26 protein-coding genes and 1 pseudogene are annotated in these 23626 nt (G+C 59.1%); 26 read left to right on the plus strand and 1 reads right to left on the minus strand.

Annotated features, from left to right (window positions below; translation table 11 throughout):
- Positions 1-103: 103 nt before the first annotated feature.
- From B149_RS0107270 to B149_RS0107390, 26 genes and pseudogenes are all read left to right on the plus strand, one after another.
- Positions 104-589: a cytochrome c family protein gene (locus B149_RS0107270; protein WP_018124525.1), complete on the plus strand. Its 486-nt coding sequence runs from the start codon at positions 104-106 to the stop codon at positions 587-589.
- Positions 590-598: 9 nt separating this feature from the next.
- Positions 599-2614: a methyl-accepting chemotaxis protein gene (locus B149_RS0107275; RefSeq protein WP_018124526.1), complete on the plus strand. Its 2016-nt coding sequence runs from the start codon at positions 599-601 to the stop codon at positions 2612-2614.
- A gap of 119 nt (positions 2615-2733) precedes the next feature.
- On the plus strand, positions 2734-3132 hold the full coding sequence (locus B149_RS0107280; RefSeq protein ID WP_018124527.1) for a Fur family transcriptional regulator: 399 nt from the start codon (positions 2734-2736) through the stop codon (positions 3130-3132).
- A 109-nt stretch (positions 3133-3241) separates the two neighbouring features.
- Positions 3242-3820, plus strand: coding sequence for a rubrerythrin (gene rbr / locus B149_RS0107285; protein ID WP_018124528.1), 579 nt, complete (start codon positions 3242-3244; stop codon positions 3818-3820).
- 21 nt (positions 3821-3841) lie between these two features.
- Positions 3842-4231 carry a desulfoferrodoxin gene (locus tag B149_RS0107290; protein WP_018124529.1) on the plus strand — a complete coding sequence of 130 codons (390 nt, stop codon included), beginning with the start codon at positions 3842-3844 and terminating at the stop codon, positions 4229-4231.
- Positions 4232-4293: 62 nt separating this feature from the next.
- Positions 4294-4509 (plus strand): annotated as a pseudogene (locus tag B149_RS18950) (rubredoxin); the annotation flags it as partial.
- Positions 4510-4581: 72 nt separating this feature from the next.
- Positions 4582-4743 (plus strand): rubredoxin, encoded by a 162-nt coding sequence (gene rd, locus B149_RS18850; protein ID WP_245533204.1) that lies wholly within the window; start codon positions 4582-4584, stop codon positions 4741-4743.
- A gap of 132 nt (positions 4744-4875) precedes the next feature.
- A complete protein-coding gene (locus tag B149_RS0107300; protein ID WP_018124531.1) occupies positions 4876-6078 on the plus strand; it encodes an FprA family A-type flavoprotein in 1203 nt (400 codons plus the stop codon).
- Between the two features lie 287 nt (positions 6079-6365).
- Complete coding sequence (locus B149_RS0107305; RefSeq protein WP_018124532.1) at positions 6366-7760, plus strand: sigma-54 interaction domain-containing protein; 1395 nt, start codon at positions 6366-6368, stop codon at positions 7758-7760.
- Between the two features lie 8 nt (positions 7761-7768).
- Positions 7769-8125, plus strand: coding sequence for a NifB/NifX family molybdenum-iron cluster-binding protein (locus tag B149_RS0107310; RefSeq protein WP_018124533.1), 357 nt, complete (start codon positions 7769-7771; stop codon positions 8123-8125).
- Positions 8126-8355: 230 nt separating this feature from the next.
- Positions 8356-8733, plus strand: a complete 378-nt coding sequence (locus B149_RS0107315) for a response regulator (protein ID WP_018124534.1) — start codon at positions 8356-8358, stop codon at positions 8731-8733.
- Positions 8734-8766: 33 nt separating this feature from the next.
- The gene (locus tag B149_RS0107320) at positions 8767-9309 is read left to right on the plus strand and encodes a CBS domain-containing protein (protein ID WP_018124535.1); all 543 of its coding nucleotides are present in this window, start codon (positions 8767-8769) and stop codon (positions 9307-9309) included.
- A 43-nt stretch (positions 9310-9352) separates the two neighbouring features.
- On the plus strand, positions 9353-10819 hold the full coding sequence (locus tag B149_RS0107325) for an SLC13 family permease (RefSeq protein WP_018124536.1): 1467 nt from the start codon (positions 9353-9355) through the stop codon (positions 10817-10819).
- A gap of 84 nt (positions 10820-10903) precedes the next feature.
- The gene (locus B149_RS0107330) at positions 10904-12346 is read left to right on the plus strand and encodes a hypothetical protein (protein ID WP_018124537.1); all 1443 of its coding nucleotides are present in this window, start codon (positions 10904-10906) and stop codon (positions 12344-12346) included.
- Between the two features lie 393 nt (positions 12347-12739).
- Positions 12740-12979, plus strand: coding sequence for a hypothetical protein (locus B149_RS0107335; RefSeq protein WP_156816771.1), 240 nt, complete (start codon positions 12740-12742; stop codon positions 12977-12979).
- Positions 12980-13145: 166 nt separating this feature from the next.
- Positions 13146-13721: a Na+/H+ antiporter subunit E gene (locus tag B149_RS0107340; RefSeq protein ID WP_018124539.1), complete on the plus strand. Its 576-nt coding sequence runs from the start codon at positions 13146-13148 to the stop codon at positions 13719-13721.
- Positions 13721-13993 (plus strand): MrpF/PhaF family protein, encoded by a 273-nt coding sequence (locus tag B149_RS0107345; RefSeq protein WP_018124540.1) that lies wholly within the window; start codon positions 13721-13723, stop codon positions 13991-13993. Before B149_RS0107340 ends, B149_RS0107345 begins: the two co-directional genes overlap by 1 nt.
- A 21-nt stretch (positions 13994-14014) precedes the next feature.
- Positions 14015-14350, plus strand: a complete 336-nt coding sequence (locus B149_RS0107350; protein WP_018124541.1) for a cation:proton antiporter — start codon at positions 14015-14017, stop codon at positions 14348-14350.
- The gene (locus B149_RS0107355) at positions 14347-14592 is read left to right on the plus strand and encodes a hydrogenase subunit MbhD domain-containing protein (RefSeq protein WP_018124542.1); all 246 of its coding nucleotides are present in this window, start codon (positions 14347-14349) and stop codon (positions 14590-14592) included. The genes B149_RS0107350 and B149_RS0107355 overlap by 4 nt, the downstream gene beginning before the upstream one ends.
- Positions 14589-15422, plus strand: coding sequence for a hydrogen gas-evolving membrane-bound hydrogenase subunit E (mbhE, locus tag B149_RS0107360; RefSeq protein WP_018124543.1), 834 nt, complete (start codon positions 14589-14591; stop codon positions 15420-15422). Before B149_RS0107355 ends, mbhE begins: the two co-directional genes overlap by 4 nt.
- 3 nt (positions 15423-15425) lie before the next feature.
- Entirely contained in the window at positions 15426-15824 is a 399-nt protein-coding gene (locus B149_RS0107365) for a cation:proton antiporter subunit C (RefSeq protein ID WP_018124544.1), read from the plus strand.
- A complete protein-coding gene (locus B149_RS0107370; RefSeq protein ID WP_018124545.1) occupies positions 15817-17274 on the plus strand; it encodes a complex I subunit 5 family protein in 1458 nt (485 codons plus the stop codon). Before B149_RS0107365 ends, B149_RS0107370 begins: the two co-directional genes overlap by 8 nt.
- A gap of 11 nt (positions 17275-17285) precedes the next feature.
- Positions 17286-18749: a monovalent cation/H+ antiporter subunit D family protein gene (locus B149_RS0107375; protein ID WP_018124546.1), complete on the plus strand. Its 1464-nt coding sequence runs from the start codon at positions 17286-17288 to the stop codon at positions 18747-18749.
- An 8-nt stretch (positions 18750-18757) separates the two neighbouring features.
- Entirely contained in the window at positions 18758-19009 is a 252-nt protein-coding gene (locus B149_RS0107380) for a hypothetical protein (RefSeq protein WP_018124547.1), read from the plus strand.
- On the plus strand, positions 19002-20765 hold the full coding sequence (locus B149_RS0107385) for a Na(+)/H(+) antiporter subunit D (protein WP_083909175.1): 1764 nt from the start codon (positions 19002-19004) through the stop codon (positions 20763-20765). Before B149_RS0107380 ends, B149_RS0107385 begins: the two co-directional genes overlap by 8 nt.
- 36 nt (positions 20766-20801) lie before the next feature.
- The gene (locus B149_RS0107390) at positions 20802-21266 is read left to right on the plus strand and encodes a cyclic nucleotide-binding domain-containing protein (protein ID WP_169332909.1); all 465 of its coding nucleotides are present in this window, start codon (positions 20802-20804) and stop codon (positions 21264-21266) included.
- 434 nt (positions 21267-21700) lie between these two features.
- Here the strand turns inward: B149_RS0107390 and B149_RS0107395 are convergent, their stop codons facing one another.
- Positions 21701-23599, minus strand: a complete 1899-nt coding sequence (locus B149_RS0107395; protein WP_018124550.1) for a SurA N-terminal domain-containing protein — start codon at positions 23597-23599, stop codon at positions 21701-21703.
- Positions 23600-23626: the final 27 nt, after the last annotated feature.

The following is a 23626-nucleotide window of genomic DNA, read 5'->3' on the forward strand; positions in this document are numbered from 1 at the left end:
ATAACGAAAAAAGAATATGGGGGTACGAAGCCTTACGGAGGTGTTCTGTCGGGGAGTATAGCAAGAACCATTTTCTGGTCGGTAAGTTGCCTAGGGGGGTACAATGTCCAGGTTCTTCAAGCCGGTGCGGCGCTGCCTGACGGTTGGTACGGCGGCGCTCCTCATCGTGGGTGCTGTTGCGGCATCCGGATTCTGTGAATCCGGTCGATACGTGGGGAGCGACGCTTGTGCCGATTGTCATGAGGTGGAGTACGAAAATTTCAAAAAATACGCTAAGAAAGCTCACTCGGGAGAGTCGGTCCAGATCATGGCCGGCGACTTGACGGAGGAAGAACTCAAGGAGTGTTTTTCCTGTCATGTCACGGGGTATGGCGAGCCGGGGGGCTTTGTCAGCTTCGAGGAGACGCCCGGGTTGAGCGACGCGGGCTGTGAGGTGTGTCACGGGCCGGGCTATGAGCACGTCGAGTCCGGCGGCGATCCCTACCTCATCAAGGGACAGCTTGAGGTTTCCGATTGCGAAGCCTGCCACAATTCCGAACGGGTCGAGGCCTTCGACTACAAGCCGCTGCTGTTCGGCGGCGCGCACTAGGAGGCCTGCATGCAGTTCATTCGGAAATCGCTCGGCGTCAAGGTTCTGCTGCTGACGTCGTTGCTGACCATAGTGGCCTTTACCGGCCTGTTCATCTGGAATTCCTACGCCAACTACGAAACCATGCTGGAGGAGATCCATGGCGCCGCCGACCGGAACTCCGACATGCTCTACATGTCCATCGAGGAGCCCATGGCCGTGGGCGACAACGAGGGCACCATCAGCAAGTTCGACGAAGTGGCCGAGCGGTACGATGACATCACCGCGCACATGGTCGACTACAAGGGCGAGATCACCTACTCCACCGAGAAGGAGACCGTCCGCAGGGAAGTCTTCGAGGTCTTTTCGATCAAAAAGGCCACGGACCTGATCATCGAAAGCCTTGAGCAACCCATCAAGAAGGGCGAGCTGGTCGAGGACGGCGACGGACTCTTTTTCACCAGCGTCGCCACCATCCCCAATGAAAAGAGCTGCCAACACTGCCACGGCGCGTCGCGGGACATCCTCGGCGCCATGGTGCTCGTGCAGGATGTGACGCCGCAGTTCAACAGCCTCAAGAGCACCCAGATCAAATCCGCCGGGATATCCATCCTGGGCGTGCTGGCGCTGCTTGCCGCGCTGATCGTGTTCATGCGCCGCAACGTGGTCAACCGCATAAAGCTCATCGCGGACGCCACCGAGGAAGTGAGCAAGGGCAATCTCGACGCGGAGTTCTCGGTCAAGGGATCGGACGAGCTCGGCAACCTGAGCAGCTACCTCTCGGAAATGGTCCGGCAGATCAAGGATCAGCTTCAGTACAACAAGAGCATCCTCGACGGCATCATCGTGCCGCTGTTCGTCACCGACGCCAAGGAACGCTTCCAGTTCGCCAACCCGCCCATGTGCGAGGTGCTCGGCAAAGACAAGGACCAGATCGTCGGCAGGACCGTATCCCAGATATTCGAATGTGCCGAAGGCGACGAGACCTGTGACGCGGCCCATGTCATCGGTGCCGGGGTGGCGCTTTCGGGTAACTTCGTCTTTGTGCGGGATAACGGCGAAAAAGTTCCCGTGCATTTCGAATGCTCACCGCTCAAGGACGCCAAGGGCGAAGTGGTCGGAGCCATCGGCGTGCTCATCGACCTCACCCGCGAGGAAGAGGACAAGAAGAATATCGAGAAGCAGCGACAGAACCTCATGGAGGTCGCCAACGAGGTGACCGAGGTCGCCTCGCGGCTGTCCGCTTCCAGCACCGAACTGTCGCAGCAGATGGAGAATCTGTCCCGTGGCGTGGACACCACCGCGGACCAGACCGGTCAGGTGGCTACCGCCATGGAGCAGATGAACGCCACCGTGCTGGAGGTCGCCAGAAACGCCTCGGAAGCCTCGCAGGCCTCGGACGAGTCCAACAAGGTGGCCGAGGAGGGCGGCCAAGTGGTCGCCACCACGGTGGAGGAAATCAATTACGTTGCACGCATCACGGACAGCCTCGCCGAGTCGTTGTCCGACCTGTCCGACAGGGCCGAGAACATCGGCAAGGTCATGGGCGTGATCAACGACATTGCGGACCAGACCAACCTGCTCGCGCTTAATGCAGCCATTGAGGCCGCCCGCGCCGGTGAGGCCGGTCGCGGATTCGCGGTGGTTGCGGACGAGGTTCGCAAACTGGCGGAAAAGACCATGAGCGCGACCAAGGAAGTGGAGGACGCCATTTCCCTGATTCAGCAGAGCACCAGCGATGCGGTCCGCGAAATGGACAGCACCAAGGGCCGCGTGGTCAAGGCTTCGGAAATGGCGACAAGCTCGGGCGACAAGCTCAGCCAGATCGTCAAGCAGGCAGGCAGCATGGCCAACATGGTCCAGGGCATTGCCGCAGCGGCCGAAGAGCAGTCCGCCACCAGCGACCAGATCAACGGCAGCGTCAATCACATCAACGAACTCTCGCAGGAGATCCTGACGGGCATCAGGGAATCCAACGAGGGAATTCGCGAGGTTGACGAAATGTCCCAGACACTCTCGCGCCTCGTGGAAAAGTTCAAGGCGTAACGAGTCCCAAGTCAATCGTTGAGGGGTGGCTCACAAGGAGCCACCCCTTTTTTCTGAAAGGGGTTGACGCGGGCGTGGGCACTTGTTAGGAATTATTATCGTTAACGCGGAGGTATGGCATGCATACGGAAATGAATTTTAGGCTTTCGAAACAGCGGCGGGTCATTCTTGAGGAGCTCAGGAAGGTGACGTCGCACCCCACGGCGGATGAGGTTTATGACATGGTCAGAAAGATTCTGCCGAGGATCAGCCTTGGAACCGTTTACCGCAACCTGGAGTTTCTGAACTCTCAGGGAATGGTGCTCAAGCTCGGCGGCCCCGGCGAGCAGAAGCGTTTCGATGGCAACCCCGATCCGCACCCGCACATTCGGTGCGAGGTGTGCTCGCGCATAGCGGATATCATGTGCGAAGTGTCTGACCCCGTCCTTCCGGAGGGCGAGGAGCAGGGCTTTACCGTTCACCACTGCAACGTCGAGTTCGTGGGCGTGTGCCCCGAATGCAGGGCGGCCTGTCAGTAGGGAAAAGCCGTTCGGGACGGGGTTCATTTTTTCGGTAATTGTGCTACAGGTATAACTGCAGTCCCAGTTAGAAACACATAAGTATAGAAGTTGTAAGGAGAAATACCAAATGGCTAAATCCATCAAAGGAACCAGGACCGAACAGAATCTGCTCAAGGCCTTTGCCGGCGAGTCTCAGGCCCGCAACCGCTACACCTATTTTGCCTCCATCGCCAAGAAGGAAGGCTATGTGCAGATTCAGCACATCTTCGAGGAAACCGCTGCCCATGAAAAGGAACACGCCAAGCGCCTGTTCAAGTACCTCGAAGGCGGCGAAGTGGAAATCACCGCTTCCTATCCCGCCGGTGTGATGAGCACTACTCTGGAAAACCTGAAGGAATCCGCCGCCGGTGAACACTACGAGTTCGTGACCATGTATCCCGAATTCGCCAACGTGGCCGACGAAGAAGGCTTCGGCGAGATCGCCTGCGTCTTCCGGAATATCGCCGTTGCCGAAACCTACCACGAAGAGCGCTACAAGGCGCTGATCAAGAATATCGAGGAAGGAAAGGTCTTCGAGAAGGACGAGGAAATCGTCTGGCGCTGTCGCAACTGTGGCTACAACCACAAGGGCAAGAGCGCTCCCGAGCTCTGCCCGGCCTGCGCCCATCCCAAGGCCCACTTCGAAATGCGCGAATACAACTGGTAAACAGACCGGAGGAACGTACTTATGGCTACTCAGCTTGGTGGAGTCTACAAATGTGAAGCCTGCGGCAACATCGTCATTGTCATGCACGAAGGCGGCGGTGACCTGGTCTGCTGCGGCGAGAACATGGTTCTGATGCAGGAAAACACCGTGGACGCGGCGCAGGAAAAGCACGTGCCCGTGGTGGAACGCGACGGCGACAAGGTCGTGGTCAAGGTGGGAAGCACCGCTCACCCCATGGAAGAAAAACACTACATCGAATGGATCGAGCTGATGGTGGGCGATATCTGCTACACCAAGATGCTCAAGCCCGGCGATGCCCCGGAAGCCGAGTTCTGCCTGCACGGCAACACCGGCGACCTCAAGGGTGCCCGCGCTTACTGTAACATTCACGGCCTCTGGGCCAGCAAGTAGTTCCCATTACGGACGGGTCGGCCCTGCGCTGGTCCGTCCGCTTTTTCATCCGGGAGGTAAACATGGCTCGCCCTGAAGACATGTGGCAATGTCAGACAGTCAATTGCGGCTACATCTACAACCCCGACAAGGGGGACCGCAAAGGCAAGATTCCCAAGGGAACCAAGTTCGAAGACCTGCCGGACGACTGGAGATGCCCCATTTGCGGGGGCACCAAGAAATGTTTTCGCCCGCTTGTGGGTGAAGGTTCCACCAAGGCGGACTGCGAGCTGCCCACCGTGGAGTCAGGCGAAGAGTTGACAGCAACCGCCGCACCTGCCAATAACGGGTCAGACAAGGAGAATTCCGACATGGAAAAGTACGTTTGCAACATTTGCGGATATGTGTACGACCCCGAAGCGGGAGATCCCGACAACGATGTCGCTCCCGGCACCAGCTTTGCGGACATTCCCGAGGATTGGGTCTGCCCCATTTGCGGTGCGCCCAAGGATAATTTTTCGCCCGAAGCCTAGCTTTCGGGTCCGGCTGCCGTCGGTGCAGCCTGACAGGTAGGGAAACGCGGTCCGCCTTACCGAGGTGGACCGTGTTCTTTTTTCTGTAACCGCCGAGTCGTTTCTCGGCCCAGCAAGCTTCGGAGAATATCCATGAAGCCCGTTGAAATAAAAAAAGATGTCTGGTGGATCGGCTGCGTTGACTGGAACCGTCGGAACTTCCACGGTTACTCCCTTTCCCCGCGCGGCACCACGTACAATAACTACCTCGTCATGGACGAGAAGGTCGCCCTCGTCGATACCGTGGACCGTCACTTCTTCAGCCAGATGAAGTGCAATATCGCCCACGTTCTGGGTGACCGCAAGATCGACTACTTTGTCATCAACCACCTTGAGCCGGACCATGCGGGCTGCCTCGCGGAGGCGGTCGAGAAGTATCAGCCGGAAAAGATCTACACCTCTCCGATGGGCGAGAAGGCCATGAAGGCCCACTTCCATTACGAGGACTGGCCTGTCGAAGTGGTCCCCACCGGCTCCGAGATTTCCCTCGGCGAGAAGACCCTGCAGTTTGTGGAAACCCGTATGCTGCACTGGCCCGACAGCATGCTGACCTACTGCCCGGAAGCCAAGCTGGCCTTCACCAACGACGCTTTCGGCCAGAACATCGCCTCCAGCGAACGGTTTGTGGATGAGTACGATCGCCACGAAGTGCTCAAGGCCATGAAGGAATACTACGCCAACATCGTGCTGCCGTATTCCCCGGTGGTCCTCAAGACCCTCAAGGCGCTGGGCGAAATGAATCTGGACATCGATATGCTCTGCCCGGACCACGGCCTGATCTTCCGCGGCGACGACTGCGCGTGGGTGCTGGAACAGTACCAGAAGTTCGCCGAACAGAAGCCGAAGAACAAGGCCGTGCTGGTGTACGACACCATGTGGGAATCCACCGAGAAGATGATGCTCGCCGTCGCCTCCGGTCTTGCCGATGAAGGCATCTCCGTGAAGGTCATGAGCATGAAGAACAACCACCACTCCACGGTCATGAGCGAAATCTTCGAGGCTGCCGCGGTGGTGGTTGGGTCCCCCACGCACAACAACGGCATCCTGCCCCTGATGGCCGACATGCTGACCTACATGAAGGGTCTGCGTCCCCAGAACAAGCTGGGAGCTGCAGTCGGCTCCTTCGGCTGGTCCGGCGAATGCGTCAAGATCCTCAACAAGTGGCTTGAGGACGTGGGTTGTGAAATCGTCGAACCCAACATCAAGGTCAAACACATCCCCACCCACGACACCCTCAAGGATTGCGTGGAACTGGGACGTACCCTCGCAGGCAAGATCAAGGAAAAAACCGCCTAGGTCTCTGCATTATAGTGAAAATTCGAAAGCCCCCGTCGCGTGTTGCGGCGGGGGCTTTTCGCTGAGGAGAGGCGGGAAGGGCCGGGGCCGGATCCGACCCTCCCCTTGGGAGAGCGAGGTTCTTTCCAACGCCTTTCCGAGATGCAACGTACATTTCGACGGCCGTTTCGTCGTTACGATCCGGCGGCGATTGCGAAAAGCGCGGGAAACGATGGCTTCCGGCCTTGTTGTCCTGCCCGGCTCCGTGGTACCAACAGGAAACCTTGCGACCCCGGAGCGATACGCATTTGGAATCATTGGGAACCATTACCGGACTGACGTTCGAACAGCTCAACCTCGCCCCGTTTCTGGACGAGGTGCCCGTCGGCCTGGCCGTGCTGGACGGCAACGGGCGTGTCCTGCTCGTCAACCGGGCCTACAAAACGCTGGTCGGATTCGGAACCGAAGACGTGCGCGGACTGCCGTGCCTGCACGCACTTCGCTGCCGGTTCTGCCTGCAGGGGTGCCGCGTGCTCAAGGGCATCCGCGAATTTGAGCCGGTGACCCGCGAGACGGACATCATCAACATCGATCGCCAACGCATCCCCATCCGGCTGACGGTGGCCCCTATCCATGATGCCGAAGGCAACCCTTCGGGGTATCTGGAAACCGTGCAGGACATGCGTCAGATCACGGAGCTGAGCAGTCAGGCATCACGCGCTTACAGCCTCGGTGGCCTTGTGGGCAACTCGCCGGAGATGGAAAAGATTTTTCAGATGCTTCCCGGCATTGCCCGGACGGATTCCTCGGTGCTCATCACCGGGGAGACCGGTACCGGCAAGGACGTGCTGGCCGAAGTCATCCATCAGAATTCCGACCGCGCCAACGGGCCGTTCGTGAAGGTCAACTGCGGCGCACTCCCGGAGACGTTGCTGGAGTCCGAGCTTTTCGGACACACCAAGGGCGCGTTCACCGGTGCGGTGGAGGACAAACCCGGGCGGTTCCGCATGGCGCACGGCGGCACCCTGTTCCTGACGGAGATAGGCGACCTGCCCATCCCGCTTCAGGTCAAGCTGTTGTCTTTCCTCGACGACAAGGTCATCTATCCGCTGGGCAGCACCTCGGGCTTTCATGCCGATGTGCGCGTGATCTGTGCCACTCACCGAAATCTGCGTGAAATGGTGAAGGAAAAGCGGTTTCGGGAGGATCTGCTGTTCCGCCTGAACGTGGTCCGCTTCCATCTGCCGCCGCTTCGCGAACGCGGGGAGGACATCGGCCTGCTGGTCAATCACTTCCTGTCCACGTTCAACGAGCGGTTCCACAAGGACATCAAAGGCTTTTCAGACCGTGCCAAACGCAGGCTAGCCCTGTACCGCTTCCCCGGCAACGTGCGCGAGTTGCGTAATATCATTGAATATGCGGTCAACTTCTGCCGTGAACACGAGATTCGTCTCAGCCATCTGCCGGAGTATCTGGCTGACGTAGAGGCGGAGACCGCGATTGCCAGTCCGGCCGAGGCCGAGCGTGAAGCCTCAGGACTTCCCGCAGGAGACACTCCCTCCACGTGGGAAGGGCTGGAAAAAAGAATGATTATGGACGCCCTTTTCCGCGCAGGCGGGAGAAAGGGCCGGGCCGCCGAAATTCTCGGTTGGGGCCGAAGCACCCTGTGGCGCAAGATGAAGACGCACGGACTGAGCGAGTAGGAGCGGACATGGCTGAAAAGTTGCTCATTCCCCTTTACGACAACGACGTGGCACCGCGGTTTGATCTGGCCACCGAAGTCTGCATCGTGAATATCGTCCGCCGCCCGGACGGAACCAGCCGGGCGGACGAAAAGGTGGTGGTGCTTCCGGAGGCCTCTGCGGACGAGTTGTGCCAGCTGATTATCGCGGACGGCATGGACGCGGTGATCTGTTCCGCTATTGAGGAAGAGTATCACCAGTATCTCACATGGAAGAAGGTCGCGGTTTTCGATAATGTTCTCGGGCCGGTGGACAAAGTGCTGCAACGTTTTCTGGAAGGTGACCTCGAAAGCGGATCGACATTATTCCCAAATTCAAATGACTGATTCATTTTGTTTCATTTTGTCTTGTTCATTATTTCTCAATATGTTTCAGTCTGGTTCATAGTGGTTTCATAAGCCTCCTCAGAATAATGCGTTTTTTTCTAAGCCGCCGTGGATACGGCGGTTTTTTTGTGTGGCACCATGATTGCTGTAAGAGCGCCGTTGCGTCTTCCGTTGTGGAAGCGTGGTGGACGTCCCACTGAGGGACGGTGACATGGTGAATTGAGGAAGATATGAGTGATGTCAATGTTCTCGTCGTGGAGACCGACGAGGGGTTCCGCGGAAATCTTGCCCAGCGACTTGAGTCGCGAGGGTGTGTCGTGGCTTCTGCCGGGGGCGCCGAGGGCGTCGGGAGGCAGGCTGCGGAGATGGATGCGGACGCAGTGCTGGTGGATCTCGCTGAGTTCGGGCGTGAAAGCCTGAAGATCATCGAGGACGTGGCACGGCATCAGCCGCAGGCGAGGGTGATCCTGCTCAGTCGCATCAAGGACGTGGCACTCTCCATCGAGGCCATGAAACTGGGTGCGTTCGACGAGATAACCATGCCCGTGGACATCGATGCGCTCATGAAGAAACTTCTCGCGGCCCGGCGGCTTAGGCATGGCGCCTAAGTCGGGACTGCGCATACACCAAGGGGGATGAGTGTGAACCCGGTTAAAGTCAAAGATCTGATGGTGCCTCTTGCCGAATACAACACAGCAAAGGGCGGAGAGACGTTGCAGGAAATGTTCGAGCGTCTTGAAGGCGAACTTCCCGAGGGGATGGAACGTCCTCACAGGGACGTGCTTGTCGTGAACGACGACGGAGATCTGATAGGCAAGGTCACGGTGCATGACGTCATCATGGCCATGGAGCCTTCCTATGCCAAGCTCGACGACAACGGTCACAACAAGGCGCTCACCGGCTCCTACGTCAAGAAGATCTACAGGGAGTATGATCTCTGGTCCGAGCCGCTGCACGACCTGTGTCAGAAGGGCGCGGCACTCAAGGTGGCGCAGGTGATGCATCCGCCGAGCGAGGCCGAGTACATTCAGGCCGAGGAAGAGATCGACCTGGCCCTGCACATGTTCGTGATGGGCGTGCATCAGCCGCTGATGGTCATGGACGGCAAAAGGATTGTCGGCGTGCTGCGCCTTGGCGACGTATTCGACCACATTCGTGAAGTGATGAAGACCTGCAAGCTCTAAGGTCTTTTCAAAAGCTTTTCATCGATACTCAAGGAGATTGACTATGGACGCGGCAAAAGCTGAAAAGCCCGCATTCGACTGGAAGAGACTGGTGTTCATGCTGCTGGGGGTCAGCCTGTTCACCCTTGTCTATTTCGCCCCTCCGTGGCCCGACGCGATTGACCCCATGGGCGAGCACTTCGTCCTCTCCCGCGAAGGCAAGGGCGCTATCGCCATCTTCCTGCTCGCCGGCACCTGGTGGGTTTTCGAGGTGGTGCCCATCGGCGTAACCTCGCTGGCCATCGGCGTGCTTCAGGCCATGTTCCACGTGCGTGACGCCAAGACGGCGTTCAAGGACTTCATGGACCCCTCGGTCCTCTTCATCTTCGCCTCCATCATGATCGGCCTCGTCTTCACCAAGACCGGGCTGACCAAGCGTCTGGCCTACAAGATGCTCATGGTGGTGGGGGAGAAGACCAGCCGAATATATCTCGGCGTATTCATCGTCACCGCCGCGCTGACGCACATTATGGCGCACACCGCGGTGGCGGCGACCATCTATCCGCTGCTCATCGCCATTTACGGCCTTTACGGCGAAGGCGACAAGCCCACCAAGTTCGGTAAGGGACTGTTCATGGGTATGGCCTTCGTGGCCGGCGCAGGCTCCATCGTGACCCTGCTCGGCGCGGCCCGAGGCGCGGTGGCGCTCGGTTTCTATACCGAAATCGTGAACAAGGACGTGTCCTTCTTCGAGCTCAGCTACTACATGGCGCCCATCGGCTGGATCATGGTATTCCTGCTCTGGGGATTCTTCATGGTCTTCATGAAGCCGGAAAAGGACCGCATTCCGGGTCTGCGCGAAAAGGCCAGCGAGCTCAACAGCCGCCTCGGCGGTCTGACCCGTCAGGAAATCATGGCGGCCGTCATCGTCGGCGGCGTGATCATGCTCATGTCCCTGCGTTCCTTTGTGCCCGCGCTCGGCGCCATCGACAAGACAGCGCTCATCCTGTGCTCCTCCATCGCCTTCTACGTCTTCAAGATTCTTGATCTCAAGGATCTGGAAGAGATCCCCTGGAACATCATCCTGCTCTTTGCAGGTGCCATGTCCATCGGCTTCTGCCTTTGGGAGACCGGCGCGGCCAAGTGGCTGGCGGTCAACTGGCTGGGCATGTTCGAGGAAGCGCCCGGATTCCTGTTCATCATGGGCATCGCCTTCTTCGTCATGATGATGACCAACTTCATCATGAACGTCGCGGCAATCGCCATCTCGCTGCCGGTCGCTCTGGTCATCGCGCCCTACCTCGGCGTGGCCCCGGAAGTTATCCTGTACTCCTCTCTGGTGGTTGCAGGTATGCCCTTCCTGTTGCTGGTCGGTTCGGCTCCCAACGCGATTGCGTACGATTCCGGACAGTTCACCACCGGTGAGTTCTTCGGATACGGAATCCCGGCGAGTATCCTGCTCATGGTGGTGGTCGCCATCGCCGTGGTAGTTATCTGGCCGATCATGGGAATGCCCATTTACGTACAGTAACCAAGTCGTTATAAGCGACGGACGGTCCCGGATGTGCCGGGGCCGTCCTCAACAACGTGCAACCGCCCCACCAAGGACGGAATCATGATTCATCTTGAACGACTCATTGATCGCATCATCAGACGCGTGAACGTCAACCTGAGGAACCCGCTTTTGGACGTATCTCCTTACGTCCGCGGACTTATCCCGAGCAAATCCCACGCTCAGTACTATGCATTCTACTCTCTGGACTCCGAACGGACCAACCTGTTCAAGTTCAAAGGCTCCAGTCTGGCCGGAACCTATTTCCTCGGCAAGTGCGAGGTACTCGACTCGGTGCTCTACAAGAGCGACATCCGCGGGGACGAACTGAAGTCCAAGGGTGATGTCGTCGAAATGTCCGGCATCAAGATCCCCCTGCGCGATGATGAAAAATTCCACATCCGCGACAGCTTCCTGATGAAGACGCTGGTGCACTGCCACTCCAAGGATCCGCAGAACCCCGAACTCTTCAAGGTCCACAACACCGTGGCCCTGCACTACGCGAACATTCACGGTTCCTCCCTCAACGGAACCTTCCTCGCCCCGTTTTCCACCATCGACCTCTCCGTGGCTCACGACTGCGCCATTGGCGAGTTCTCTTACGTGCAGGCGGGCGAGCTGCTGCACAAGCGCATTGAGCCGGGCCGTATCTGGATCAAGGCCGAAGGCGCTTTCGAATGGGATTACCAGTATCCCGAAGGCGTGCTCGACAAGTACATCTCCATGGATGAGAGCGGACGACCCTCCGGCGAGTTCATGAAGTTCCTCGAAGAGCGTAAGGAAGACTTCATTCCCATGTACGCCACCGTGAGCTTCGAGCATGAAATCGACATCCCCGAGTCCTCCAAGGTCTCCCCGTACGCGCTGGTTCGCGGCGACGTGACCGTGGCGGAAAACGTGCTGGTGGCACAGCGTAGCTGGGTCGAGGACTCGCACCTCGGCAAGGGCGCCAACGCACAGGAAAACTGCTACATCATCAACTCCCATTACGAAGGCAACAACGTGACCGCCCACGGCGGTAAGGTCATCAACTGCCGCATGGGTACCAATACCTTCGTGGGCTTCAACTGCTTCCTGCGCGGCCTCGAAGAGGCGCCGGTCAAGGTGGGCAACGGCTGCATCGTCATGCCGCACACCATCATCGACGCAGCAGAGCCTCTCGAAATACCCGAAGATCATCTGGTCTGGGGCTTCATCACCTGCACGCAGGACCTGGAGACCAACTCCATGGCGCTGGCCGACTTCGCCAAGCTCAAGGGCCAGTTCAGCCTCGGCAACATGACCTTCGAAGGCATCGGCTCCAAGTTCGTGGAAGGCTTTGCGCACCGCGTGGAACACATCCTTGAACTCAACGGCGCGTTCTACGACGGAACTCCCGAGACCAGCGGCCATGCCCAGAACAACCGCCGCGTGTCGTACAGCATCCTCATGCCGTTCACGCAGGGCGAAAAGCAGGGCCTGTGCCCCTCGCTCTCCATTGAACCGTTCACCCCGGAGAACGATTAGCAGGCAATGGAGAATGGATCGGCGCCTTTGTGTGACCGGTCATTCGACGGAATAAGTTCCGTCATTCGCGACAGATAGAATCGGGGCGACCGGCCTGGCCGGTCGCCCTGTCGCGGGAACACTCCGGGAGATATTTCGACGCGGTCAAGGGGCGTGAACGCCGTCCCGATCCGGCGTCACAACGGTTGCCACCGCGAGGTCTCCAGCCAATCCGCATAAGGCGTCGGAGAATCTAAGCGAGGGCCGTTGATTTTGAAATGAAATTGAGGAATAGTTCATTCGCATTTACGCAGAGCCCGTTCCGTTGTTTCCTCCGGTCCCCACTTCCGCATAAGGGCCGAACGGAAGACTGATGCGCTAAATGTACGCTAAGTGGACGAAATAGCAAAAAAAATGGCGCACCCGAATACATACAATACTGAAGCAGCATCCGTTTCCGGCCCAGTGCCCGGCGACGTCCGCTGCGGTTCGGTGCTGATCTCCCGAAGCCGTTTGCGTTTCCCGCCGTTTGCCGCGGGACGGCTCTGGAAGGATCGCCTGTGCGCCTGCGACCGTGTCGAATCCCTGTCCAGACGCTTCTCCGTCTGCTCGGAAGGGCACGTTCTCTTTATAAAAGACCCGCCTCTCGCCTGATTCGAATACGCCCTGGCACAGACCCATCGTGCCGGGCGAACCAGCGGCTGGAGCCGGGAACTGACGTATGGCGAGCCACGGAGAGTCCGTGCGCGCAGCTGCGGTCCCGGATTCATGGCCACCATCAACTCAATAGTCTCACGAGCTGTTATGATCGGAGTATCAAATGTCTTTGTATGAACAGGGCATCACCGTCACGAAGCGGCCGGACAGTGTCCGACCCAAAAAGCCCGGGCTCAAGTCCCGAATCATCGGTCTGGGCTTTCGTTTTCTGGCCCTCATGGCAATGTGGGCATTGCTGTCGGGAATGTACGACGCCTTCCATCTGTCGCTCGGCGTTTTCTGCTGTGCGCTGGTGACGTGGCTCTCGATGGACATGTTCCCTGCCGAGGGTGAAGTCTGGCCCATGAGCGCCCTGTTGCGTTCCGCGGTCCGCGTCACGGCGTATGCGCCGTGGCTCATCTGGCAGATTGTTGTCGCCAACGTGCGCATGTTGCGTCTGGCGTTCCACCCGAATCCCAAGAAAGTCATCAATCCGCGCATCGTCACTTTCAAGACGCGGCTGCGGTCCAAGCTGGCGCTGACCATGCTGGCCAACTCGATCACGCTCACTCCCGGTACCATCACCGTGATGATCGATGAGCGTGGCTACGTGGCAGTACACTCGATCGACGACGCTTCCGCCGAGGGCATGCCCGGCGAGATGGAGCGCAAGATCAAAGACATATTCGAGGTGGACTAATGGAACATCTTGGCCTCGTAATCGGACTGTTTCTGGCAAGCATCATGGCCTTTTCCCTGTACCGGGCAGCGGTGGGACCCACCACCCTCGACCGGCTTATGGGCATGAACACCATCGGTGCCAAAACGGTTGTGCTCATCGTCGTGGTGGGGCTGATCTTTGAACGTCTCGACATGTTCATAGACATCGCCCTTTGCTACGCGATGCTCAACTTTATCACCGTGCTGGCCGCAAGCAGGTATCTGCACAAGAAAGGCCGCGGTCGCTCCTGATCCGGATTTGGAGATAAAGATATGCTGGAAATCGCAATAATATTCCTTTGCTGCATCGGTATGCTGATGTTCGGTGCCGGGACTCTGGGTATTCTCAGAATGCCCGACGTCTACACTCGGCTGCACATGGCCGGTAAGCTCGATACGCTCGGAAGTCTTACCCTTCTTCTGGGCATCATCCTCTACGGCGGCTACTACTCGCCCTCCGTCGGGCTGCTGGCACAGCTCAAGATCGGCCTGTTGTGGTTCTTTGTGCTGATCACCAGCCCCACGGCCACGCACGCCATGGTTGATGCAGGCGTTCGCGCAGGCATCGAACCCTGGATGCAACCTGAAAAGAAGGGGAGGCATTCATGATTCTTGAAATCAAGGTGGTCGCCCTGATCCTGATGATAGCCTGCGCCATCGCGGCCATCAGCATCAAGGACCTTCTCGGAGCCGCCATACTGTTCGGCATCTACAGCTTCATGATGTGCGTCATGTGGCTTGTCATGGGCGCGGTGGACGTGGCCTTCACGGAAGCGGCGATCGGGGCGGGCATAAGCAGTGTCCTTGTCTTCGCCGCCATCTACCGCACGACCAGGAGGACGAAAGATTGAAAAAGGCAGCACTCATATCGGTTTTGCTGGCCGGCGGGCTGATGATCCTGTCCATGGCAGACTTCCCGTCCTGGGGCGACGACATGTCCCCGGCGAGTCTGCACCTGTCCAGCTACTTCCTCGAACAGGCATACGAGCAGACCGCGACGCCCAACATCGTCACCGCGGTGCTCGGCGACTATCGTGGATTCGACACCATGCTGGAAACCGTGGTCGTCTTTCTGGCGGCACTGTCGTGTTTCCTGATCATCCGCGTCCCGCGCGAGGTCTGTATCCCCGATCTGTACATGTACCGGCACAAGGCCACCGGAATTGTGGTCCGCAAGAAGAGCATGTGCGTCATCGATGACGAAGATTACAGCTTCGAACGCATCGACTCGGACTGGACGCCGCAGGACGTGGTTATCTCCACCGTGAGCCGCTTCGTCATCCCGTTCATCCAGCTCTTCGGCCTGTATGTTCTGGCCCACGGCCACTACAGCCCGGGCGGCGGCTTTCAGGGCGGTGTGATCTTCTCGGCGAGCTATGTGCTGCTGGCGATCTCCACCGACCTGCGCACCATGGTCCGCAAGCTCTCGGAGCGCACCACGCATCTGCTTTCCGCGGCCGGGGTTCTGGTCTTCAGCGGGGTCGGACTGTTCTGTCTGGCTTCCGGAGCCAACTTCCTCGACTACGGCGGACTGCAGGGCTTCATGGGCGAGACTCTGGCCAGCGGCCACTCCAACGGCATTCTGCTCGTGGAGACCGGCGTCGGCATGACCGTCACCGCGGCTCTGGCAATCATCTTCAAGCTGCTGTCTTCACGCGGCACCGTCATGGAGGGTTTGTAAGCAATGGATGCTTTTCTCACACAGGTGCAGGCCCACTTCAACTACTGGGGCTATGTCGTCATCATGATGGTCGGCCTCTACGCGATGATTGCCAAGCGCAACCTCATCAAGAAGCTGATCGGCCTGAGCATCTTCCAGACTTCGATCATGCTCTTCTTCGTGGCCATCGGGTCCAAGGAGGGCGCGACCATTCCCATTCTCCGCGCCGCTTCCAAGCACGCGGTCAATCCGGCGGACTACATCAACCCGCTGCCGCACGTGCTCATGCTCACCGCCATCGTGGTTTCGGTGGCTACCCTGGGTGTGGCCCTTGCTCTGGTTCTTCGGATTCACGGCAAGTACGGCACGCTGGAAGAAGATGAAATCGCGGATCAAATAAAGAGATCGAATACCTATGCATGATGTAGTTCTCACCATACTTCCGCTGTTGTTCGGCGCCTTCCTTGCCCTGGTGGCTGGGTGGATCCGGCCGAAATTCAGCTACTCCATCGGCGTCATCGGACTTGCCGGTTCGGTGTTCTTCACGCTGCGCGTGCTTGCCAAGGTCGTGACTGACGGTACGCTCAGCTATTCCATGGGCGGCTGGGCGCCGCCGTGGGGAATCGTCTTCGTGGTGGATGCCCTGAGCGCGGCCATGCTGGTGCTCATCGCCGCATCCTCGCTGATCACCTACGTGGTCTACCACGACGAGATCGTCGATCACTTTAAGGAAAAGACCGCCGCGTTCGTGGCGCTCATTCTGCTGGTGGTGGCGGGCCACATGGGCATCGTGGCCACCGGCGACCTGTTCAACCTCTACGTGCTCATCGAAGTGGCCGCCCTGAGCGGTTACGCACTGCTCGGTTTCAGCGGCGACCGCTCGCCCCTGTCCAGTCTGAGCTACCTGTGCATCGGCTCGGTGGGCGCTTCCTTCTATCTGCTGGGAGTCGGCTATCTCTATATCATGACCGGCTCGCTGAACCTGGCCGACCTTTCCGGTCTGCTGGAGATCGCGCAGGTCTCGACCTCCCTGCAGGCGGCGGTGGCCGTGATGATGCTGGGGCTCTGGGTCAAGATGGCTCTGTTCCCCTTCCACGGCTGGCTGCCGGGTGCCTATTCCAACTCCTCGTTCGTATCGGCATCCTTCCTGGCGCCCATGACCACCAAGGTCATGGTGTACGTGATGCTGCGGCTCGTGCTCAGCCTGTTCCCCGGCAACCTGCTGGATACGAACATGCTGCCCGAGGTCGGCCTTGTGCTGGCGACCGCCGCCATCTTCTTCGGCTCCATAATGGCCTACCGCCAGAAGGATCTGCGCAGGACGCTCTGCTACATTCTCGTGGCCGAGGTGGGGTACATGGTCGGCGGCCTGTTCATAGGCAACCGCGAAGCCATGACCGGAACCATCCTGCATATCTTTGCCGACGCGCTGATGACCCTGACCCTGTTCGTCGCGCTGGGCAGCATCCTGCGCCACCGCGCCGAAAGCGGCCTTTCGAGCATGAAGGGCATGTTCAAGTCCATGCCGTTCACCATGGCCAGCTTCGTGTTGGCGGGAATGTCCATGATCGGCGTTCCCCCGCTGTTCGGGTTCTTCAGCAAATGGCGCCTTCTGTCCGGAGCGCTGGAGGCGGGCGAATTCGGTTTCATGGCCGGCCTGCTCGTATCCAGTCTGGTCAACGTGGTCATCTTCTTCCGCATTTTCGAAACCGCGTTTTTCGAAAGTTCCGAAGACAAGACGCCCACGGGTGAGCACTGGGCCCGCACGGCTCCGCTTGCCCTGACCGCGCTGCTTCTCATTCTCGGGGGAGTGTATTCCGGTCTGATCGTGGAAACCATCGTCGCCAACGTTCTCCCCACCGATTTAATCTAGCCGAGGAAGACATGTCAGGCATTCTTTCCATACAACCATTGCTTGCCGTCGCCGCACCGCTGACGGCCATACCCGGAATATTATCCGCCCGCACGCCCAACATTCGTGAGGCGTGGAGCTTTGCCGCGGCGCTGCTGCTCATGGGCCTTGTGCTCAGCATGGCGCCGTCGGTGCTGGACGGAAAAACCTATACTCTGGTTCTGGCGGAGGTGCTTCCCAATGCGCCGCTGGCCTTTAGGGTCGATGGCCTCGGGATGCTGTTCGCAATCGTGGCCTCCACGCTCTGGATCATCACGTCCGCATATTCCATAGGATACATGCGGGCGAGCCAGGAACACGCCCAGACCCGTTTCTACACCTACTTTGCCGCAGCCCTGTTCAGTACCATCGGCGTGGCGTTCTCCGCCAACCTGCTGACCATGTACATGTTCTACGAGCTGCTCTCGTTCTCGACATACCCGCTGGTCACGCATCATCAGGATGACGACAGTCGCAAGGCAGGACGCAAGTATCTCGGCCTCATCGTCGGCTCGTCCATCGGTATGGTGCTCCCGGCCATGGTGGTCCTGTACCACCTGACCGGCACCCTCGACTTCACCGCAGGCGGCGTGGCGCTGGCTTCGGCCTCGCCCACCACCATCGCGGTGCTGTTCGGCCTGATGATCTTCGGATTCGCCAAGGCCGCGCTCATGCCCATGCACGCATGGCTGCCCGCCGCAATGGTGGCACCCACCCCGGTCAGCTCTCTGCTGCACGCGGTGGCGGTCGTCAAGGTCGGCGCCTTCTGCCTGCTCAGGGTTGTCATGGACGTGTTCGGCGTCGAGACACTCATGGCCATCGGGGTGAACGACCTGCTGACGGGAGTGGCCGCCACGACCATGATCGTGGCTTCGCTCGTGGCGCTGAGTCAGGACGGGCTGAAACGCCGTCTGGCCTATTCCACCATCGGGCAGCTCTCGTACATCGCCCTCGGCGCGGGCCTCATGAACGCCGCCGGACTCACCGGCGGAATGATGCATGTGGCCATGCACGCTTTCGGCAAGATCACGCTGTTCTTCTGCGCGGGCGCCATCTACGTGGCCACCGGCGAGAAATACATCAGCCGCATGACCGGCATCGGCAGACGCATGCCGTGGACCATGGCCGCGTTCTTCATCGGCTCGCTGTCCATCATCGGCATTCCGCCCACCGGCGGGTTCCTCAGCAAGTGGATGCTGCTCAACGGCTGCCTCGACTCCGGACAGTGGATTCTCGCCGGGGCGCTGGTCGTCAGTTCGCTGCTCAACGCGGCGTACTTCCTGCCCATCGTCTACAGGGCCTGGTTCTGCCCCGAAGGTCAGGCCGTCCACGCCGGACCGGTCCGCGAAGCGCCGCTGGCATGCGTGATTCCTCTGCTGGTAACCGCGGGAATCTCCATGGCCCTGTTCTTCTGGCCCGACGTGTTCTTCAACCTGGCCCAGATGGCCGCTAATTAGGAGGCGCAATGAGCAAGCGAAAGGAATTCGACTTCTTCGACAAGCCAAAGACCAAGCGCGGCCTCTGGTACCTTCTGTGGGGTTGTTGCGTGGGCGTTCTGGCTTTGCAGTTCGTGGCGTCGCCCAAGCCGCATTTCGGCTTCGACACCTTCTTCGGGTTCAACGGCCTGTTCGGCTTCGTATCCTGCGTCGTGCTGATCGTGGTGGCCAAGGGCCTCGGATTCATACTCAAAAAACCGACGGACTACTATGATGACTAACTTGCATCCGGCATTTGTACTCTTTGCCGCAGCCGTGTTGATTCCTGTCTTCCTCGGAAGATGGAGAAACTACATGCTGCTGGCGGCCGGCGCACTCGCCGTGTTCTGCGTTTACAGCCTGGAACCGGGATACAGTCTGTCGGCATCGTTCATGGGACTTGATCTCGTATTCATGAACATCGACAAGCTGAACAAGGTGTTCGGCTACGTCTTCACCATCAATGCGACGATCGCCTTCGTGTTCGCCCTGCGGCTTACGGACGTGCGCCAGCAGCTGGCGGCGCTGTTCTACATAGGCTCGGCCCTTGGGGCCGTCTTCGCGGGCGACCTGATAACGCTTTATGTGTTCTGGGAAATCATGGCCGTGGCCTCCACGTTCCTGATTCTGGCCCGGCAGACCCCGGAGGCCTACGGCGCCGGTTTCCGTTATGTATTGATCCACCTCTTCGGCGGGCTCTGCATGCTGCTGGGCGTGATCATGCACATCCAGACCACTGGCTCCACCGTGTTCACGACCTTCTCTCCGGACATGATCAGCAGCTGGTTCATTCTGGTCGGCGTACTGGTCAACGCTTCGGCGTTCCCGTTCTCCAGCTGGCTCTCGGACTCGTACCCCGCGGCAACCGTCGTGGGCGGCGTGGTGCTCTCCGCTTACACCACCAAGACGGCGGTCTACGTGCTGCTGCGCGGCTTCCCGGGATGGGAAATCCTCATCGTGGTCGGTTGCTTCATGGCGGTGTACGGAATCATCTACGCCCTGCTTGAAAACGACATGCGCCGGATTCTGGCGTACTCCATCACCAACCAGGTCGGCTTCATGATCACCGGCGCGGGCATCGGTACCGCCATGGCGATCAACGGGGCCGCGGCGCACGCCTTCTGCCACATCATCTACAAGTCGCTTCTGTGGATGTCCGCAGGTGCGGTGCTGGCCATGGTGGGCAGGAGCAAATGCACCGACCTCGGCGGGCTGTACAAAACCATGCCGTGGACATTGCTGCTCGGACTCATCGGCGCGTTGGCGATATCCGGCGTACCCGGCACCAGCGGCTTCACCAGTAAATCCCTCATCATCATGGCCGCGGGTGACCAGCACCTGACATGGGTCCTGATGATCCTCGAAATAGCCTCCGCGGGCGTATTCCTGCACGCGGGCATCAAGTTCCCGTACTTCGTGTTCTTCGCCAAGGACAAGGGACTGCGGCCGCCCGAAGCGCCCGCGAACATGCTCTGGGCCATGGGCGGACTGGCGTTCCTGTGCATCTTCCTCGGCGTCTACCCCGATCCGCTGTACTCGATTCTGCCTTACGAAATGGGCGACTTCACCGTGTACAAGGCGGGCAAGGTCGTGGCGCAGTTGCAGCTGCTCACCTTCTCGGCTCTGGCCTTCTTCCTGCTGCTGCCGCTGCTCAAGCGCACCGACACCATCGCATTGGAAGTGGACTGGTTCTACCGTGTGGGCGGCAAGCTCTTCTACAGGGCCACAGACCGCGTCATGAACGGCCTGAACACCGCCTGCGCCGCAATGGTCGGTCGTGCGGTTCAGGGCTTTGAGCGCGGCGCCAGACGGCTGCCGGTTGCCGGGATGTACCTCGTGGAGATGTTCTCCTCCGAGACCCCGAGCGAGGAAAACCGCTCGTTCCCGATCCGGCAGAAGAGCATTGAACAGGATCTCGACCTCGGGACACTGCCCATAGGCGGAGTCCTGCTCACGATCATCCTCGGACTGGCCGTCGTGCTGGCCCTGTGTATCTAATTCCAAGGAGGTTTCACCATGGGAAGCTTGCAGCATATGCGATTCAATATATTCAACAACGTCTCTCAGGACATCGTGGACAAAGTGAAAAGTGCCGTGACCGAGGTGACGTTCAAGAAGAACGAAATAATCTACGAAAAGGGCGAGAAGGCCGAAAAGGTCTACCTCATGAACGAGGGCAAGGCGCTGCTTCAGGTCGAGTCCGAACAGGGCTTCCAGATCAATCTGGGAGCGCTCAAGAGCGGGTACTGCTTTGGCTGGTCCGCTCTTGAGGAGGACAGCGTGCGCCAGCATACCATCGTCTGCGCCGAGCGCTGCGTGGTGGAAGTGGTGGACGGCGAAACCCTGCGCGGCATTATCGAGGCAGACGGCTGCAAGGGGCTGCCGTTGCTCTGGAACCTGTGGAGCCTCGCCAAGGACCGCCTTGACCTTCGCACCGACCAGCTGGTGAAAGTCATCGAGACACACCCTTCGCTTGAGGACGAAGCAGTCAGTAAATAGTGCCATAAACGCTGCGACAGGACTGCTCCGCTCGGGATACCCTGGCGGAGCTTCCTTCGGGCATCCATGCGGGCCCCGTCACGTTCAACGTGGCGGGGCCCGTTTGCGTTCGCAATGTGAGGCATCAATGGAGCGAGTTCGCGCTCAGAGCTTCTCCTGTATGTGGGCTAAGGAAGATATCATGGGGACGCGTTTTAGCCTTTGAGAGTCCTGACGAGGTCAGTCTGAGGGAGATAGGTCGGAAGACAACGAGAATGGCGTTGCAGACCGCACAATACGAGCTACATGCAGTGTGAAGTTGCAGAGCAGGTCTTTGAAAGGACAGGGGGCGACAAGATGCCCGCGTAAGTGAAAGCGTGTTGAGAGTCTGTTGATTTGAATAAAAAAAGGCCCGCCTCGAAAGGCGGGCCTTGTCATCTGATGGAGCGGGGCGACTAGTTCAGCAGGTCGGGACGGACAAGCTCGATGTTGCTGTCCTGACGGAGCTGGTTGATGAAAGCCTGGAAGGCTTCGTCGCCGTACTTCTGGGAAGCGGTGTCTACCCAGTGGGTCTTGTTCTCGTTCCACTCGGCGTCCGGTGCGGGGATCAGCTTTTCCTGGGCGGCCACGATGTAGCCGTCCTTGATGCGGAATACCTTGGGCAGCCATTCTCCTGCCTCGGCATTGAACGCGGCCTGCACCAGCTCTGCGGAGCCGCCGATGGATGGCACCGGCCCGCGGCGGTCAAAGGGCTCGGAGACCTGCATGAGGTCCTCAAGGCGCTGAGCAGCCTTGGCCGCATTGTCGCCGGTGAGGTTATCAAGGGCCTTTTCGGCTTCCTTGCGGGCCAGCTCTTCGGCACCCTTGGCCTTGAGTTCGTTGACGATGCGTTCGCGGACCTTTTCCAGCGGAATCGGCTGCGGTTCGATGTCTTCGATCTTGCGGGCCAGGATGTAGCCGTCCTTCACCGCCAGAGGCGTCTTCAGCGAATCCTCCGGAGCCAGACCGAACAGGATTTCGGAAGCTTCGGGGGTCATGCCGAGGTACTGCACGGCGGTGTTCTTGGCCATGGGCTGAGTGGTGTTGGCGAGGATGCCGAGTTCCCGGGCGATTTCATCAATGGGCATACCGGAAACGAGGCGGTCCATGGCCTGGTCGAGCAGATCGGATATCTGGTCGGAAGCCTTGTCCTGCGCCAGCGTGGTCTTGATGCGCCCTTTCACTTCGTCAAAGGGCAGTTTGTTGGATTCCTTGCGGTCCTGAAGCTGGATGATGTGCCAGCCGTAGGACGTTTTGACCGGTTTGGAGATCTCGCCCTTGTCGAGAGCAAAAGCAGCCTCTTCAAAGGCCGGGGCCATCACGCCGCGCGGGAACCAGCCGAGCTCGCCGCCCTGAGAGGCGGAGGGACCTTCGGAGTACTGCATAGCCAGCTGGGCGAAGTTCTCACCGGACTGGAGCTGATTGTAAACGTCCATGGCTTTTTCGTAAGCCGTACGAATTTCAGCCTCGGACGCGTTCTCATCCGTGTGAATGAGAATGTGCCGCGCCTTGGCTTCTTCGGGCTGGGTAAATTCACCCGGAGTGGCTTCATAGAACTGCTTCGCCTCTTCGTCGGAGACTTCCTGGAAGGGAGCCAGCGCAGAAGGGGTGAAGGCGATCATTTCGAAAGTGGACATCTCGGGCCGCGTGAAGCGCTCGGCGTTCTCCTCGTAGTAGGCCTTGATGTCCTCGTCCGTCACCACGACATCGTCCTTGTAGGCTTCAATGCTGAAGGGGATGTAGCGCAGAGTGGCGGTTTCGCGGACCCAGTTGTAAATCTGGCGAGCCTGCGAAGGGGTGGCCTCGGCGGTGGCGGCGACGTTCTGACGAAGCTTTCGTGCAATGATGCTGGTCCGGAAGTCTTTTTCAAATCCGGAGGGCGTCATACGCTGTGCTTGAAGAGTTCGCTTGTACACCTCTCGGTCGAACTGGCGGTTCGGTCCCCAGAAGGCGGGGACGGAGGCGATGCCCTGAGCGACTTCCTTGTCCGTGGCGGTGATGCCGAGCTTCTTGGCTTCCTCAAGCAGGAGGATGCGCGTGACCAGCTCGTTGAACACCATCTGCTTGACGGCGGGGCTGGCGAGCTGTTCGGCGGTAATGTCGGGCCGCGAACTGCGAAGCGCCTCGGTGGTGCGTGCGTAGGCTTCCTCGAATTCCTTGCGGGGGATGGGCTCCTCGTCCACGTAGGCGAGAATCGGATCGCCGCGATCGTCGAGGCTGCTCATGCCGAAGGCGAATACGAAGACTACAATGATGACTCCGAAAAGGATCTTCACGATCCAGCTCGAAGCGTTCTGGCGCATTATGTCGAGCATTGAAACTCCAGATTTCCTCGTTCTCGG

The organism is Desulfovibrio oxyclinae DSM 11498 (assembly GCF_000375485.1).
Taxonomy (GTDB): Bacteria; Desulfobacterota; Desulfovibrionia; order Desulfovibrionales; family Desulfovibrionaceae; genus Pseudodesulfovibrio; species Pseudodesulfovibrio oxyclinae.

Coding starts and splice junctions, on each gene's coding strand:
- B149_RS0107280 (WP_018124527.1), top strand. CDS start 2,734: ATGCATACGGAAATGAATTTTAGGCTTTCGAAACAGCGGCGGGTCATT.
- rbr (WP_018124528.1), top strand. CDS start 3,242: ATGGCTAAATCCATCAAAGGAACCAGGACCGAACAGAATCTGCTCAAG.
- B149_RS0107390 (WP_169332909.1), top strand. CDS start 20,802: ATGCGATTCAATATATTCAACAACGTCTCTCAGGACATCGTGGACAAA.
- B149_RS0107325 (WP_018124536.1), top strand. CDS start 9,353: ATGGACGCGGCAAAAGCTGAAAAGCCCGCATTCGACTGGAAGAGACTG.
- B149_RS0107340 (WP_018124539.1), top strand. CDS start 13,146: ATGTCTTTGTATGAACAGGGCATCACCGTCACGAAGCGGCCGGACAGT.
- B149_RS0107385 (WP_083909175.1), top strand. CDS start 19,002: ATGACTAACTTGCATCCGGCATTTGTACTCTTTGCCGCAGCCGTGTTG.
- rd (WP_245533204.1), top strand. CDS start 4,582: ATGGAAAAGTACGTTTGCAACATTTGCGGATATGTGTACGACCCCGAA.
- B149_RS0107370 (WP_018124545.1), top strand. CDS start 15,817: ATGCATGATGTAGTTCTCACCATACTTCCGCTGTTGTTCGGCGCCTTC.
- B149_RS0107270 (WP_018124525.1), top strand. CDS start 104: ATGTCCAGGTTCTTCAAGCCGGTGCGGCGCTGCCTGACGGTTGGTACG.
- B149_RS0107395 (WP_018124550.1), bottom strand. CDS start 23,599: ATGCTCGACATAATGCGCCAGAACGCTTCGAGCTGGATCGTGAAGATC.
- B149_RS0107315 (WP_018124534.1), top strand. CDS start 8,356: ATGAGTGATGTCAATGTTCTCGTCGTGGAGACCGACGAGGGGTTCCGC.
- B149_RS0107310 (WP_018124533.1), top strand. CDS start 7,769: ATGGCTGAAAAGTTGCTCATTCCCCTTTACGACAACGACGTGGCACCG.
- B149_RS0107380 (WP_018124547.1), top strand. CDS start 18,758: ATGAGCAAGCGAAAGGAATTCGACTTCTTCGACAAGCCAAAGACCAAG.
- B149_RS0107355 (WP_018124542.1), top strand. CDS start 14,347: ATGATTCTTGAAATCAAGGTGGTCGCCCTGATCCTGATGATAGCCTGC.
- B149_RS0107350 (WP_018124541.1), top strand. CDS start 14,015: ATGCTGGAAATCGCAATAATATTCCTTTGCTGCATCGGTATGCTGATG.
- B149_RS0107275 (WP_018124526.1), top strand. CDS start 599: ATGCAGTTCATTCGGAAATCGCTCGGCGTCAAGGTTCTGCTGCTGACG.
- B149_RS0107290 (WP_018124529.1), top strand. CDS start 3,842: ATGGCTACTCAGCTTGGTGGAGTCTACAAATGTGAAGCCTGCGGCAAC.
- B149_RS0107375 (WP_018124546.1), top strand. CDS start 17,286: ATGTCAGGCATTCTTTCCATACAACCATTGCTTGCCGTCGCCGCACCG.
- B149_RS0107345 (WP_018124540.1), top strand. CDS start 13,721: ATGGAACATCTTGGCCTCGTAATCGGACTGTTTCTGGCAAGCATCATG.
- B149_RS0107365 (WP_018124544.1), top strand. CDS start 15,426: ATGGATGCTTTTCTCACACAGGTGCAGGCCCACTTCAACTACTGGGGC.
- B149_RS0107335 (WP_156816771.1), top strand. CDS start 12,740: ATGGCGCACCCGAATACATACAATACTGAAGCAGCATCCGTTTCCGGC.
- B149_RS0107300 (WP_018124531.1), top strand. CDS start 4,876: ATGAAGCCCGTTGAAATAAAAAAAGATGTCTGGTGGATCGGCTGCGTT.
- B149_RS0107330 (WP_018124537.1), top strand. CDS start 10,904: ATGATTCATCTTGAACGACTCATTGATCGCATCATCAGACGCGTGAAC.